This window comes from Oceanobacillus iheyensis HTE831 (assembly GCF_000011245.1).
In the GTDB taxonomy this organism is placed as follows: domain Bacteria; phylum Bacillota; class Bacilli; order Bacillales; family Amphibacillaceae; genus Oceanobacillus; species Oceanobacillus iheyensis.
In genome coordinates this window covers 83,481-97,500 of record NC_004193.1, presented here as the reverse complement: position 1 = coordinate 97,500, position 14,020 = coordinate 83,481, and the positions used below count along the sequence as shown (strand labels likewise).

Below are 14,020 nucleotides of genomic sequence, written 5' to 3'. Positions count from 1 at the left end.
CTGAGCCAAGATCAAACTCTCCATAAAAGTTGTGTTTCTTGTGCTTCAGAAGTCAACTTCTGACTTCATTTCTTTTTAAGAAAAACGAGGTGTTTTTCTTCTTTCGTACTGGTTGTTTTGTTCAGTTTTCAAAGAGCAATTTCGTTGTCGCCTCCAAAACAGCGACTTTATAAATTTAACATTTTCTCCAAATCTTGTCAATAACTTTTTTAAAAGTTTTTTAAGAAATGGTGGAGCCTAGCGGGATCGAACCGCTGACCTCCTGCGTGCAAGGCAGGCGCTCTCCCAGCTGAGCTAAGGCCCCTTTATTTAAATATATTTCATGGTCGGGAAGACAGGATTCGAACCTGCGACCCCTTGGTCCCAAACCAAGTGCTCTACCAAGCTGAGCTACTTCCCGATGGCGCGCCTGAGAGGAGTCGAACCCCTAACCTCTTGATCCGTAGTCAAACGCTCTATCCAATTGAGCTACAGGCGCGAATGGTGCCGAGGACCGGAATCGAACCGGTACGGTAGTCACCTACCGCAGGATTTTAAGTCCTGTGCGTCTGCCAGTTCCGCCACCCCGGCAGGGTTGGAGCGGAAGACGGGATTCGAACCCGCGACCCCCACCTTGGCAAGGTGGTGTTCTACCACTGAACTACTTCCGCATTGGCAAATTTCTAAATGGTGCGGGTGAAGGGACTTGAACCCCCACGTCCGAAGACACTAGATCCTAAGTCTAGCGCGTCTGCCAATTCCGCCACACCCGCAAAATGGTGAGCCATGAAGGATTCGAACCTTCGACCCTCTGATTAAAAGTCAGATGCTCTACCGACTGAGCTAATGGCTCGTACAACTTAAATTTATTCACCATTCGTTAATATTCTGTTAGAAAAAGTGGTGCCGGCCAGAGGACTTGAACCCCCAACCTACTGATTACAAGTCAGTTGCTCTACCAGTTGAGCTAGGCCGGCGTGGTGGAGGATGCAGGGCTCGAACCTGCGACCCCCTGCTTGTAAGGCAGGTGCTCTCCCAGCTGAGCTAATCCTCCGAACTGCCTGGCGGCGTCCTACTCTTGCAGGGGCAAAGCCCCAACTACCATCGGCGCTGAAGAGCTTAACTTCTGTGTTCGGCATGGGAACAGGTGTGGCCTCTTCGCTATCGCTACCAGACTTTCGTATAATATGTAGTCCAAAAAAATAAGGACAAGTTATATTATATGCATTTCTTAGACAAAATGCAACACTTTTTTTAGGATTGTACCCTAAAAACTAAATAAGAGTAACGTGACATCAATATAAGAACTTAGATAAGTCCTCGATCAATTAGTATCCGTCAGCTGCACGTGTCGCCACGCTTCCACCTCGGACCTATCAACCTCATCGTCTCTGAGGGATCTTACTCACTCGAAGTGATGGGAAGTTTCATCTTGAGGGGGGCTTCATGCTTAGATGCTTTCAGCACTTATCCTTACCACACGTAGCTACCCAGCCATGCTCCTGGCGGAACAACTGGTACACCAGCGGTGTGTCCATCCCGGTCCTCTCGTACTAAGGACAGCTCCTCTCAAACTTCCAACGCCCACGACGGATAGGGACCGAACTGTCTCACGACGTTCTGAACCCAGCTCGCGTACCGCTTTAATGGGCGAACAGCCCAACCCTTGGGACCGACTACAGCCCCAGGATGCGATGAGCCGACATCGAGGTGCCAAACCTCCCCGTCGATGTGAACTCTTGGGGGAGATAAGCCTGTTATCCCCGGGGTAGCTTTTATCCGTTGAGCGATGGCCCTTCCATGCGGAACCACCGGATCACTAAGCCCGACTTTCGTCCCTGCTCGACTTGTAGGTCTCGCAGTCAAGCTCCCTTCTGCCTTTACACTCTACGAATGATTTCCAACCATTCTGAGGGAACCTTTGGGCGCCTCCGTTACTCTTTGGGAGGCGACCGCCCCAGTCAAACTGCCCGCCTGACACTGTCTCCGAACCGGATCACGGTCCTGGGTTAGAATGTTCATACAGCGAGGGTGGTATCCCACGGGTGCCTCCACGTAAGCTAGCGCTCACGCTTCAAAGGCTCCCACCTATCCTGTACAAGCTGCACAAACATTCAATATCAGGCTACAGTAAAGCTCCACGGGGTCTTTCCGTCCTGTCGCGGGTAATGCGCATCTTCACGCATAGTATAATTTCACCGGGTCTCTCGTTGAGACAGTGCCCAAGTCGTTGCACCTTTCGTGCGGGTCGGAACTTACCCGACAAGGAATTTCGCTACCTTAGGACCGTTATAGTTACGGCCGCCGTTTACTGGGGCTTCGGTTCAAAGCTTCGCTCCGAAGAGCTAACTCGTCCCCTTAACCTTCCAGCACCGGGCAGGTGTCAGCCCCTATACTTCGCCTTTCGGCTTCGCAGAGACCTGTGTTTTTGCTAAACAGTCGCTTGGGCCTATTCACTGCGGCTCCTCCTATGAAGGAGCACCCCTTCTCCCGAAGTTACGGGGTCATTTTGCCGAGTTCCTTAACGAGAGTTCTCCCGCTCACCTTAGGATTCTCTCCTCGCCTACCTGTGTCGGTTTGCGGTACGGGCACCTATGATCTAACTAGAGGCTTTTCTTGGCAGTGTGAAATCCGGAACTTCGGTACTCAATTTCCCTCCCCATCACAGCTTGAAATTGTCAGACGGATTTGCCTATCTGACTTTCTCACTGCTTGGGCGCACACGTCCATCGGTGCGCATTCCTTATCCTACTGCGTCCCCCCATCGCTCAAACAATCATGAGGTGGTACAGGAATATCTACCTGTTGTCCATCGCCTACGCCTATCGGCCTCGGCTTAGGTCCCGACTAACCCTGAGAGGACGAGCCTTCCTCAGGAAACCTTAGGCATTCGGTGAAAGAGATTCTCACTCTTTTTTCGCTACTCATACCGGCATTCTCACTTCTAAGCGCTCCACCAGTCCTCACGGTCTGACTTCGCAGCACTTAGAACGCTCTCCTACCATTGTTCGTAAGAACAATCCGCAGCTTCGGTGATACGTTTAGCCCCGGTACATTTTCGGCGCAGAGTCACTCGACCAGTGAGCTATTACGCACTCTTTAAATGGTGGCTGCTTCTAAGCCAACATCCTGGTTGTCTGGGCAACTCCACATCCTTTTCCACTTAACGTATACTTTGGGACCTTAGCTGGCGGTCTGGGCTGTTTCCCTTTCGACTATGAACCTTATCACCCATAGTCTGACTCCCAAGTTTAAGTAACTGGCATTCGGAGTTTGACTGAATTCGGTAACCCGGTAGGGGCCCCTAGTCCAATCAGTGCTCTACCTCCAGTACTCATCATCTTGAGGCTAGCCCTAAAGCTATTTCGGAGAGAACCAGCTATCTCCGTGTTCGATTGGCATTTCACCCCTACCCACACCTCATCCCCGCATTTTTCAACATACGTGGGTTCGGGCCTCCAGTCAGTGTTACCTGACCTTCACCCTGGACATGGGTAGATCACACGGTTTCGGGTCTACGACCACATACTATATTCGCCCTATTCAGACTCGCTTTCGCTGCGGCTCCGTGTCTTCCACTTAACCTTGCATGGGATCGTAACTCGCCGGTCCATTCTACAAAAGGTACGCCGTCACCCATTAACGGGCTTCGACTACTTGTAGGCACACGGTTTCAGGTTCTATTTCACTCCCCTTCCGGGGTGCTTTTCACCTTTCCCTCACGGTACTGGTTCACTATCGGTCACTAGGGAGTATTTAGCCTTGGGAGATGGTCCTCCCGGATTCCGACGGAATTCCACGTGTTCCGCCGTACTCAGGATACACTCCGGAGGAAATTCCTTTTCAATTACAGGGCTGTTACCTTCTTCGGCTGACCTTTCCAGATCGATTCATTTAAAGAATTTCTTTGTAACTCCAAAGGAGTGTCCTACAACCCCAGAAAGCAAGCTTTCTGGTTTGGGCTCTTTCCGTTTCGCTCGCCGCTACTCAGGAAATCGAGGTTTCTTTCTCTTCCTCCAGGTACTGAGATGTTTCAGTTCCCCGGGTCTGCTCCCTATACCCTATGTATTGAGGTATAGGTACTGCTCCATTACGAACAGTGGGTTTCCCCATTCGGAAATCCCCGGATCAAAGTTTACTTACAACTCCCCGAGGCATATCGGTGTTAGTCCCGTCCTTCGTCAGCTCCTAGTGCCAAGGCATCCACCGTGCGCCCTTATTCACTTAACTAAGTTATTTCAGTAAATAAGCGTGCTAATTTAATAGCCTTGTTTCAAAAAAATAATCTAGCTTCAGCTCCTATTAAAAATAGTTGCTTCAGCTTTCTAATTTGATGTCGTTGTTACTCTTATTTAGTTTTCAAGGTACAATGTAGTAACTTCTGTAAAAGAAGTTTATTCAATCGAGAGATTGCTCTCTCAAAACTGAACCAAACAACCAAGTACGATTCCGTAATAATCCTTAGAAAGGAGGTGATCCAGCCGCACCTTCCGATACGGCTACCTTGTTACGACTTCACCCCAATCATTAGTCCCACCTTCGGCGGCTGGCTCCTTACGGTTACCTCACCGACTTCGGGTGTTACCAACTCTCGTGGTGTGACGGGCGGTGTGTACAAGGCCCGGGAACGTATTCACCGCGGCATGCTGATCCGCGATTACTAGCGATTCCGGCTTCATGTAGGCGAGTTGCAGCCTACAATCCGAACTGAGAATGGTTTTGTGGGATTTGCTTGACCTCGCGGGTTCGCTTCCCTTTGTTCCATCCATTGTAGCACGTGTGTAGCCCAGGTCATAAGGGGCATGATGATTTGACGTCATCCCCACCTTCCTCCGGTTTGTCACCGGCAGTCACCTTAGAGTGCCCAACTTAATGCTGGCAACTAAGATCAAGGGTTGCGCTCGTTGCGGGACTTAACCCAACATCTCACGACACGAGCTGACGACAACCATGCACCACCTGTCACTCTGTCCCCGAAGGGAAAACTCTATCTCTAGAGTGTTCAGAGGATGTCAAGACCTGGTAAGGTTCTTCGCGTTGCTTCGAATTAAACCACATGCTCCACCGCTTGTGCGGGCCCCCGTCAATTCTTTTGAGTTTCAGCCTTGCGGCCGTACTCCCCAGGCGGAGTGCTTAATGCGTTAACTTCAGCACTAAGGGGCGGAAACCCCCTAACACCTAGCACTCATCGTTTACGGCGTGGACTACCAGGGTATCTAATCCTGTTCGCTCCCCACGCTTTCGCTCCTCAGCGTCAGTTACAGACCAGAGAGTCGCCTTCGCCACTGGTGTTCCTCCACATCTCTACGCATTTCACCGCTACACGTGGAATTCCACTCTCCTCTTCTGCACTCAAGTTCCCCAGTTTCCAATGCACGTTTACGGTTGAGCCGTAAGATTTCACATCAGACTTAAAGAACCGCCTGCGAGCGCTTTACGCCCAATAATTCCGGACAACGCTTGCCACCTACGTATTACCGCGGCTGCTGGCACGTAGTTAGCCGTGGCTTTCTGGTTAGGTACCGTCAAGGTACTATCAGTTACTATAGTACTTGTTCTTCCCTAACAACAGAGTTTTACGATCCGAAAACCTTCATCACTCACGCGGCGTTGCTCCGTCAGACTTTCGTCCATTGCGGAAGATTCCCTACTGCTGCCTCCCGTAGGAGTCTGGGCCGTGTCTCAGTCCCAGTGTGGCCGATCACCCTCTCAGGTCGGCTACGCATCGTCGCCTTGGTAAGCCGTTACCTTACCAACTAGCTAATGCGCCGCAGGCCCATCTGTAAGTGACAGCAAAAGCCGCCTTTCAACTTCTCATCAGGAGATGAAAAGTGTTATCCGGTATTAGCTCGCGTTTCCACGAGTTATCCCAGTCTTACAGGCAGGTTGCCTACGTGTTACTCACCCGTCCGCCGCTCATTCCATTATCGTCAACTCCGAAGAGAATCAAATAATTTCATGCGCTCGACTTGCATGTATTAGGCACGCCGCCAGCGTTCGTCCTGAGCCAAGATCAAACTCTCCATAAAAGTTGTGTTTCTTGTGCTTCAGAAGTCAACTTCTGACTTCATTTCTTTTTAAGAAAAACGAGGTGTTTTTCTTCTTTCGTACTGGTTGTTTTGTTCAGTTTTCAAAGAGCAATTTCGTTGTCGCTAACTCAAATTGGCGACTTTATTAATTTAACACATCTAATTGTTGGTGTCAACAATTTGTTTTAACTTTTTTAAGAAAGTTTATTTCGATGTGCTTTGCTGATGCGCTTTGTTAACGCAACGATATTTAATTTATCATGATTCCAAAACGAAATCAAGCACTTTTTAAAATAAATTTTGGATTGATTAATATTTCTATAATTTAGGCTATTCCGTTTAAGAATACATACTTTATATATACCCAATATAATCCTGTTTTAAACAAAGAATCCCCCCTTATCAAATCCTTGTTTTGATAAGGAGGGATTCAACCCGCCAGTTACTTTGTACGCATTTGCGGGAAAAGTAATACGTCACGAATGGATGGTGAGTTTGTTAATAACATTACTAAGCGGTCAACACCAATACCGAGTCCTCCAGTTGGTGGCATTCCATATTCAAGTGCTTCTAAGAAATCCTCATCCATATAATGTGCTTCATCGTTTCCTTCTGCTCTTTCTTTTACTTGAGCCTCAAAACGAGCGCGTTGGTCAATTGGATCATTCAATTCACTAAACGCATTCGCATGTTCTCTTCCTACAATAAACAACTCAAAACGATCTGTGAATCGCTCATCTTCTTTATTTTTCTTTGCAAGTGGAGAAATTTCCACTGGATGTCCGTGTATAAATGTAGGTTGAATAAGAGTCTCTTCTACTTTTTGTTCAAAAAATTCATTAACCACATGTCCATAACTCATAGATTCAGTTACTTGCACACCATGCTCTTTAGCAAGTGCTCGAGCTTCCTCATCTGAAACTTCTTTCCAAAAATCCACACCTGTAGCATCTTTAACAGCATCTACGATATGCAGTCTTGTCCATTTTGGCTCTAGATTAATTTCATGTTCTCCATAAGTAATTGTTGTTGAACCATGGACTTGTTTTGCAATATGAGCTACGAGATTCTCTGTAAGTTCCATAATGTCATGATAATCAGCGTACGCTTCATATAGCTCAATCATCGTGAATTCAGGGTTGTGCCTTGTAGATACTCCTTCATTTCGGAAAACGCGCCCTATTTCATACACTTTTTCTAGTCCGCCAACCATTAAACGTTTTAGGTGTAATTCAATAGCTATTCGCATATACAATTCTATATCTAAAGCGTTATGATGTGTAATAAATGGACGGGCAGAAGCTCCACCAGGAATACTATGCATCATCGGTGTTTCAACTTCTAAAAAGCCTTGTCCGTTTAAATACTCTCTCATCGACTGAATGATTTTACTACGAGATACAAAAGTTCCTCTACTATCAGGATTTGTAATTAAGTCCAGATAACGTTGACGATAACGCTGTTCAATATCCTTTAATCCATGATACTTTTCTGGTAAAGGTCGTAAGGATTTCGTTAATAGTTGAAATTGTTTTGCTTTAACAGATATTTCTCCTACATTTGTTTTAAACATAACACCAGTAACGCCGACGATATCTCCTAAATCTGCCGACTTAAACACTTCATAAGCATCGTCACCGATCATATCTTTTCGTACATATAATTGAATTTGTCCACTTAAATCTTGAATATGAGCAAATCCAGCTTTTCCTTTTCCACGCTTTGTCATTAATCGTCCAGCAATGGTAACTTCATCTGTAGTTTCCTCTAATTCTTCTTTTGAATAGGAATCATATTTTTCAATAAGATCTGTAGCCTGATGGCTACGTTCGAATTTACCACCAAATGGATCCAACCCTTTTTCCATGTGTTCTGCCAATTTATCTCTTCGAACCTGCATATGTTCATTTAACTCTTCTGACATTTTTATCACTCCAATTCTCTATAAACTAAGTATAACGTATCTTACAATGACTTGAATTGATTATTCATTATTTAAAAAGGATCTCTAATTCCCTTATAACAAAATATCGAAATCTTAAACACTTTTCTTTCCGCATAAAAAAATAATTACTCTATAGCTACTACTTGTTAGATTTAAAACAGTAATATCATATCTAGTTTTCCTCAAGACGAGTTACACTGTTCTCTAATACAAGCTCTTCTTTAGAAATGGATAGCTTTTCAGCAATCTCAGCTAATAATTGGTCGGAAGGCTGCTTTGTACCTCTTTCAATATTTCCTAGTTTTGAAGTGGATAGCTTCATCTCTTGAGCAAATTGTATTTGTGTGTAGCCTTTTAATTTACGAAAAGCTTTTATTCTTCTTCCGATTCGCTTCTTATCCATCTTTTTACATCCTTTTTCTCTGTCTCAGGAAGTTCATTGACATAAGAATCCACTGTTTTATTTTTCACAGGGATTATATAGCCTGGTGCGATTTCTTGAAGTGGTATCAAAACAAATGCGCGTTCATGCATTCTAGGATGCGGCAACATCAATCTTTCTACTGTACTATTTTCTTGATTATACGTCAAAATGTCAAGGTCGATTGTACGAGGACCAAATCGAATCGTTCTTACTCTTCCTAACTCCTGTTCAATCCATTGACATGCATCTAATAGTTCATTTGCGGATAAACTCGTCATTACTTGCACTACCATATTTAAAAAGTTGGATTGTTCTGTGTAACCTACAGGCGCCGTTTCATATATAGAAGACTTTTCCTTAATGGTTATGTTTGGGTGGTCATCCAAAAATTGCAGTGCTTGATTAATAAAGTTTTCTCGCGGTTCAATATTTGTGCCTAAGGCTACATAAGCTTCATTCATTTTTCCCTCTCCCTATAAATTTCTACAGCAACAGATTGATAATGCCCCGGAATTGGCGGGTCTGGTTTTACTACTCTCACTAAACAAGCATTCAATAATGAAAAGGATGCAAATAACTCCTTAGAGATTCCCTCAGCTACTGCTTCAATTAGATTATATGAAGGACCTTCAACGACTTTTTTTACAGTTTCATAAGCCTGCCCATAATGGATGGACTCATTCATGTCATCCGATATTCCCGCCTTATCTAAAGGAACATGTAATTCAAGATCTACATTAAACCGTTGTCCTAGTTTATTTTCTTCTGGAAAAAGTCCATGATAACCATAAAATTGCATTTGTTTTATAATGATTTTATCCATTCCTAAAGACTCCTTTTCCCATAGATAGCATCTGCGACCTTGGCAGCTTCTGCATTGATATGTACATTATGCACTCGTACTATATGAGCTCCTTGCTGTACTCCAATTACTGTAGTAGCAGCAGTACCAACATCACGATCAGCTGCAGGTACATCTAATACATGTCCAATAAACCTTTTACGTGAAGTGGCTAATAGTACCGGATAACCTAGATTAACTAATTGATGTAACTCTCGTACTACTTCCATATTCTGTTCCATGCTTTTTGCAAAACCTACACCAGGATCAATAATAATGTTATCCTCGCTAATCCCTGCATCTTTTGCAATTTGAATACTTTCCAATAAATCGGATTTTACGTCTTCCATGAAATCACTATAATCTTCTTCTTTACGATTATGCATTAAAATAATTGGAACATTATATTCTGCTACAACCTTCGCCATATCTGGATCCTTTTTTGCTCCCCATATATCATTGATCATATCTGCTCCTGCTTCTAACACTTTTCTAGCTGTCTCTGCTTTAAACGTATCCACCGATATCGGAATACTTAATTTGTCTTTAAGGATTCGAATAACTGGAATAATTCGATTCAACTCCTCTTCGGCAGAGATTGGAGTGTAGCCTGGTCGTGTCGATTCTCCTCCTATATCAATCATATCCGCCCCTTGCTTTTCTAATTGCAAAGCTTGGTCGACAGCTTTATTAACAGTTGAATAGTTCCCTCCATCTGAAAAAGAATCCGGAGTTACATTTAGTATGCCCATGATATGTGTTCGTTTAGAAACATTTAATGTTCGTTTCTTCGTTCGAATATTCAACTTATCGCCTACCTCTTTTCTTACATAATCTATTCTTTCATCGTACAATAACTACTCACAGAACGGAAGCACCACCATAAACAAAAAAGAGCTGACCAATTTGGCCAGCCCCATCATAACTTTTACTCTTTATCAAATTGATATAACGGTGTTGATAGATAGCGCTCACCATTATCTGGTAATATAGCAAGAACTTTCTTACCTGCGCCTAATTGTTTAGCAACTTTAACTGCAGCAGCAACTGCAGCACCGGAAGAAATACCTCCCAATATGCCATTGGTCGTTGCAACTTTTCTAGCTGCTTCATATGCTTCCTCATTACTAATTGTTAAAACTTCATCATAGATTGCGGTGTCTAACACATCCGGTTTAAAGCCGGCTCCAATTCCTTGTATTTTATGCGGCCCAGGACTTCCTCCTGAAAGTATTGGAGAATCAGCCGGCTCTACTGCGTATAATTTAATATCTTGAAAATGATTTTTTAGCACCTTACCTGCACCGGTAATTGTTCCACCAGTACCAATACCAGATACGAATCCATCAAGACCATCTTTCATCTGCTCCACAATTTCTTTACCAGTCGTTTTTTCGTGAATATCAGGATTTGCAGGGTTGCTAAATTGTTGCGGCATAAAGTAATCATTCTCTTCTTGCAATTCTACCGCTTTCGCAATTGCACCTTTCATCCCTTCAGCACCAGGTGTCAGTACAAGTTCAGCACCATAAGCACGAAGGAGATTCCTGCGTTCCTGACTCATCGTATCTGGCATTACTAGAACTGCACGGTATCCTTTTGCAGCTGCTACCATTGCAAGGCCAATACCAGTATTTCCACTAGTCGGCTCAATAATAGTATCGCCTTCTTTTAGCTTTCCACCTTGTTCTGCTGCTTCAATCATCGCGATAGCAATACGGTCTTTCACAGAGCTACCAGGATTCATAAACTCTACCTTTGCGTATACATCTGCACTACCTTCATCTGTAACATTGTGTAATTTAACAATCGGTGTTCCGCCAATTAAACCTGTAATATTATCAGAGACCCTCATCTGACTTCCTCCTCTAATTCCAAGTATTTTTATAAGATTTACATCTAATGTAGTTCCTTTATCCTAAAATGTCAACTAATTTGTCTGATAATTTCATATTATTCATTTTCGTAAATCCACTCTATATCTACTTCTTCCCATAATTGGTCAGCTTCTAACGTCAGTCCTTCTTCATGCATGGCAACTTCACTATGGACATACGGTTGTACTTCGTCGTAGGTAAATTTAATCGCCGGAAGTTTACGATGCAAATACATAATCGCTACACCATTTTCCGCTTGAAAAGGTTCACTATATGTGTGATTTTCCATATTTGCTGCCTGTGTTTCGTAACTATCCAACAAGAATTGACTTGATGTGTAGATACTTCCCATGTATCCACCATTTTGTCTTGTCTCATCGTCAATGCTATATTCTCTAGCTAATAATCTAAAAGAAGCACCATCTTCTAATTCTTGGTATACCTGTTCAGCCGTTTCCATATCTTCCACTAAGATATGCGAGAGCTTAACAGAAGATGAAAAATCATATTGATTACCATATGTATCATAATATGACCTTAATTCCTCTTCAGGGATCTCAATATTTTTAGTTAGTAACTGTTCCAACTGATAACGGTATTTTATTTCTTCTCTCCATCTTTCTTCTTCTTCAACAGCATCATCTTCTGTTAAAATCCCTTGCATGGTATATAAGAAAGAAACTTCTCTGTCGATGATTTTTTCACTTACTTCAATACCCTCTTGCTCTGCTAGCGTATTAACGACTTCCTTATCAATCATCTGTTTTAAATGTTTTTGCCCTTGCATATTTCTTAAGCCTGTCATCCATTCATCATAAGATATTTCTTCGCCAGCTACTGTTGCTACTGCTTCATTACGATTGATCTCTTTTTCCCCTTTACCGTCCGACACTACTTCTGAGTCATTGCTATCTCCCACAAACAATAGAGTTGCAATATTCGTAATCAGCAGTACCACAACGATTCCGAGCAACAATTTTTTTGACATGAAGTGTAACTTCCTTTCTTCTCTCTACTGTTTAAGGTCTTCTAATTCTTCCTCAGTAAAATGATACTTTTCATTACAAAAATGACAAGTTGCCTCTGCACCTTGGTCTTCTTCAATCATCGCCTGTATTTCATCATTTCCTAATCCGATAATTGCTTGGGCAAGACGATCTTTGGAGCACTTACAACGAAACTCAATTGGCATTTTTTCATGTATGGTTAAACACTCTTCGCCAAATAGTTGGGTTAGAATTTCTTCCGGAGATTTTCCTTCACGAATTAACGAAGATATTGCAGGAATGGCTTGAATTTGATCTTCTAATTCATTAATTACTTCTTCTTCTGCACCAGGCATTACTTGAACGATAAAACCTCCTGCAGCTAAAATAGTATGATCTGGATTTACCAAAACCCCTGCACCAACAGCTGATGGCAATTGTTCTGAAGTAGCATAGTAATAGGTGAAGTCTTCACTAATCTCCCCAGAAACAATCGGTGTTTCCCCTGTGAAAAAATCCTTTAATCCTAAATCTTTAATAACACTAATATTTCCTTCTGTACCTACTGCTCGCGCAACATCTAATTTACCTTTATCATTTAAATCGAAATCAACATGTGGATTCGTAACATATCCACGAACATGTCCATCAGCATCAGCATCAGCAACAATAGCTCCAAGTGGACCATTACCCATTACTTTCGTTGTAATAGAGTCATCACCTTTTAGCATAGCTCCCATCATTGCCGTGATTGTTATCGTTCTGCCAAGTGCAGCAGATGCAGTTGCAAACGTATCCTGTCTTCTTCTCGCTTCTTCTATAGTGTTTGTGGATTGAACGGCATACGCTCTAATTTTCCCATTATTTGCTGTCGCTTTAATTAAGTAATCCTTCATTGGGAATATCTCTCCTTTTATTTTACTAATTATTTTTTTGGTAAATCAAATGCAATCCTTTTAACGTCAAATAAGGCTCTACGATATCAATGCTTGCAGATTCATGCGCAATTAATTTTGCAAGTCCGCCTGTTGCAATCACAGTTGGATTTGTCCCTTTTTCATCTTTGATTCTCTTTACCAAACCATCTACTTGTCCAATATATCCATAGAACACCCCAGAAGTCATGGCGTCTACTGTTGTAGAACCAATCACTGTTTCCGGTTTTTGAATTTCAATTTTTGGTAATTTTGATGCATTACTATATAGTGCTTCCATTGATATATTAATCCCCGGTGTAATGATCCCTCCAGCATATGCAGTATCCTCGTCGATATAGCAATACGTAGTTGCTGTTCCAAAATCAATGATAATTAGTGGTGAGCCGTATTCTTCCGTAGCTGCCACAGCATTAACAATTCTATCTGCACCAATTTCTTGAGGATTAGGGTAATTCATGTTTAAAAAAGTTTGATAAGAAGTTTTTCCAATTACTACGGCATCTAAATGAAAATAATCTCTACTCATTTTCTCTAAAGCAAATAATATAGGTGGAACAACCGAAGATATAATCACACCTTTAATATCTTCAAATGATAATTTTTTATGTTGAAAAAGAGAATGAATAAGCATGCCAAATTCATCTTCTGTTTTATAACGATCGGTTTTAATTCGCCAATGATGAGTTAATTCACCTTGGTCAAAGACACCTAAAACTGTGTTAGTATTTCCTACATCAAGTACAAATAGCATCAGTCAGCCTACCTTCCTTATCTTATCTGTTCTATAATATAACATACTTTAGGAAATATAAGAAAAGCTCAAAGCTTGCATTGACAAATGTTCTTAAGAACTCAAACCTTCTGATACTTCTCATTCTCTTTTTTCCTTGAGTAAAAAGCAAGCACAGTGAGCTCGAAGTAAATAATTTCCTTTTCAATAGAGTAGAAGGGGGCGACTAACCCCCGTTCTCTCACACCACCGTACGTACCGTTCGGTATAC

At 42.7% G+C, this 14,020-nt stretch carries 9 protein-coding genes, 9 tRNA genes and 4 rRNA genes (1 of these 22 running past the window's edge); all 22 read right to left on the bottom strand.

All coding sequences use genetic code 11. The features are described from left to right. Positions 1 to 27: ribosomal RNA gene (locus tag OB_RS00530) — 16S ribosomal RNA — on the bottom strand; it reaches 1,537 nt to the left of the window's first position. A gap of 201 nt (positions 28 to 228) precedes the next feature. Further along, positions 229 to 304 (bottom strand) — tRNA-Ala (locus OB_RS00525). A 19-nt stretch (positions 305 to 323) separates the two neighbouring features. Then, positions 324 to 400, bottom strand: a tRNA-Pro gene (locus tag OB_RS00520). A 1-nt stretch (position 401) separates the two neighbouring features. After that, a tRNA-Arg gene (locus OB_RS00515) sits at positions 402 to 478 on the bottom strand. A 3-nt stretch (positions 479 to 481) separates the two neighbouring features. Next, a tRNA-Leu gene (locus tag OB_RS00510) sits at positions 482 to 570 on the bottom strand. Positions 571 to 575: 5 nt separating this feature from the next. Beyond that, a tRNA-Gly gene (locus tag OB_RS00505) sits at positions 576 to 650 on the bottom strand. Between the two features lie 17 nt (positions 651 to 667). Continuing rightward, positions 668 to 752 (bottom strand) — tRNA-Leu (locus OB_RS00500). Between the two features lie 4 nt (positions 753 to 756). Next, positions 757 to 832 (bottom strand) — tRNA-Lys (locus tag OB_RS00495). A 48-nt stretch (positions 833 to 880) separates the two neighbouring features. After that, positions 881 to 956 (bottom strand) — tRNA-Thr (locus OB_RS00490). Position 957: 1 nt separating this feature from the next. After that, positions 958 to 1,033: transfer RNA gene (locus OB_RS00485), tRNA-Val, on the bottom strand. A 5-nt stretch (positions 1,034 to 1,038) separates the two neighbouring features. Beyond that, positions 1,039 to 1,154: ribosomal RNA gene (gene rrf / locus OB_RS00480) — 5S ribosomal RNA — on the bottom strand. A gap of 133 nt (positions 1,155 to 1,287) precedes the next feature. After that, positions 1,288 to 4,209, bottom strand: a 23S ribosomal RNA gene (locus OB_RS00475). 235 nt (positions 4,210 to 4,444) lie between these two features. Next, positions 4,445 to 6,008, bottom strand: a 16S ribosomal RNA gene (locus OB_RS00470). The 16S, 23S and 5S rRNA genes sit together here with 9 tRNA genes alongside, the layout of an rRNA operon. A gap of 442 nt (positions 6,009 to 6,450) precedes the next feature. Further along, on the bottom strand, positions 6,451 to 7,932 hold the full coding sequence (gene lysS, locus OB_RS00465; RefSeq protein WP_011064491.1) for a lysine--tRNA ligase: 1,482 nt from the start codon (positions 7,930 to 7,932) through the stop codon (positions 6,451 to 6,453). Between the two features lie 193 nt (positions 7,933 to 8,125). Then, positions 8,126 to 8,356, bottom strand: coding sequence for a helix-turn-helix domain-containing protein (locus OB_RS00460; RefSeq protein ID WP_011064490.1), 231 nt, complete (start codon positions 8,354 to 8,356; stop codon positions 8,126 to 8,128). Further along, positions 8,326 to 8,838 carry a 2-amino-4-hydroxy-6-hydroxymethyldihydropteridine diphosphokinase gene (folK, locus tag OB_RS00455; RefSeq protein WP_011064489.1) on the bottom strand — a complete coding sequence of 171 codons (513 nt, stop codon included), beginning with the start codon at positions 8,836 to 8,838 and terminating at the stop codon, positions 8,326 to 8,328. The genes OB_RS00460 and folK overlap by 31 nt, the downstream gene beginning before the upstream one ends. Further along, positions 8,835 to 9,200, bottom strand: a complete 366-nt coding sequence (folB, locus tag OB_RS00450; protein ID WP_011064488.1) for a dihydroneopterin aldolase — start codon at positions 9,198 to 9,200, stop codon at positions 8,835 to 8,837. The genes folK and folB overlap by 4 nt, the downstream gene beginning before the upstream one ends. A 2-nt stretch (positions 9,201 to 9,202) precedes the next feature. Beyond that, complete coding sequence (gene folP / locus OB_RS00445; RefSeq protein WP_011064487.1) at positions 9,203 to 10,024, bottom strand: dihydropteroate synthase; 822 nt, start codon at positions 10,022 to 10,024, stop codon at positions 9,203 to 9,205. 122 nt (positions 10,025 to 10,146) lie between these two features. Then, positions 10,147 to 11,073, bottom strand: coding sequence for a cysteine synthase A (gene cysK, locus OB_RS00440; protein WP_011064486.1), 927 nt, complete (start codon positions 11,071 to 11,073; stop codon positions 10,147 to 10,149). 98 nt (positions 11,074 to 11,171) lie between these two features. Further along, positions 11,172 to 12,083, bottom strand: coding sequence for a peptidylprolyl isomerase (locus tag OB_RS00435; RefSeq protein ID WP_011064485.1), 912 nt, complete (start codon positions 12,081 to 12,083; stop codon positions 11,172 to 11,174). A 24-nt stretch (positions 12,084 to 12,107) separates the two neighbouring features. Next, positions 12,108 to 12,977: an Hsp33 family molecular chaperone HslO gene (hslO, locus tag OB_RS00430; protein WP_011064484.1), complete on the bottom strand. Its 870-nt coding sequence runs from the start codon at positions 12,975 to 12,977 to the stop codon at positions 12,108 to 12,110. Positions 12,978 to 13,002: 25 nt separating this feature from the next. Then, complete coding sequence (locus tag OB_RS00425) at positions 13,003 to 13,770, bottom strand: type III pantothenate kinase (RefSeq protein WP_011064483.1); 768 nt, start codon at positions 13,768 to 13,770, stop codon at positions 13,003 to 13,005. Between the last annotated feature and the right edge of the window lie 250 nt (positions 13,771 to 14,020).

Excerpts from the sequence above, each read along its gene's own strand:
- lysS (WP_011064491.1), bottom strand. The coding sequence starts at position 7,932 with ATGTCAGAAGAGTTAAATGAACATATGCAGGTTCGAAGAGATAAATTG.
- OB_RS00460 (WP_011064490.1), bottom strand. The coding sequence starts at position 8,356 with ATGGATAAGAAGCGAATCGGAAGAAGAATAAAAGCTTTTCGTAAATTA.
- folK (WP_011064489.1), bottom strand. The coding sequence starts at position 8,838 with ATGAATGAAGCTTATGTAGCCTTAGGCACAAATATTGAACCGCGAGAA.
- folB (WP_011064488.1), bottom strand. The coding sequence starts at position 9,200 with ATGGATAAAATCATTATAAAACAAATGCAATTTTATGGTTATCATGGA.
- cysK (WP_011064486.1), bottom strand. The coding sequence starts at position 11,073 with ATGAGGGTCTCTGATAATATTACAGGTTTAATTGGCGGAACACCGATT.
- OB_RS00435 (WP_011064485.1), bottom strand. The coding sequence starts at position 12,083 with ATGTCAAAAAAATTGTTGCTCGGAATCGTTGTGGTACTGCTGATTACG.
- hslO (WP_011064484.1), bottom strand. The coding sequence starts at position 12,977 with ATGAAGGATTACTTAATTAAAGCGACAGCAAATAATGGGAAAATTAGA.
- OB_RS00425 (WP_011064483.1), bottom strand. The coding sequence starts at position 13,770 with ATGCTATTTGTACTTGATGTAGGAAATACTAACACAGTTTTAGGTGTC.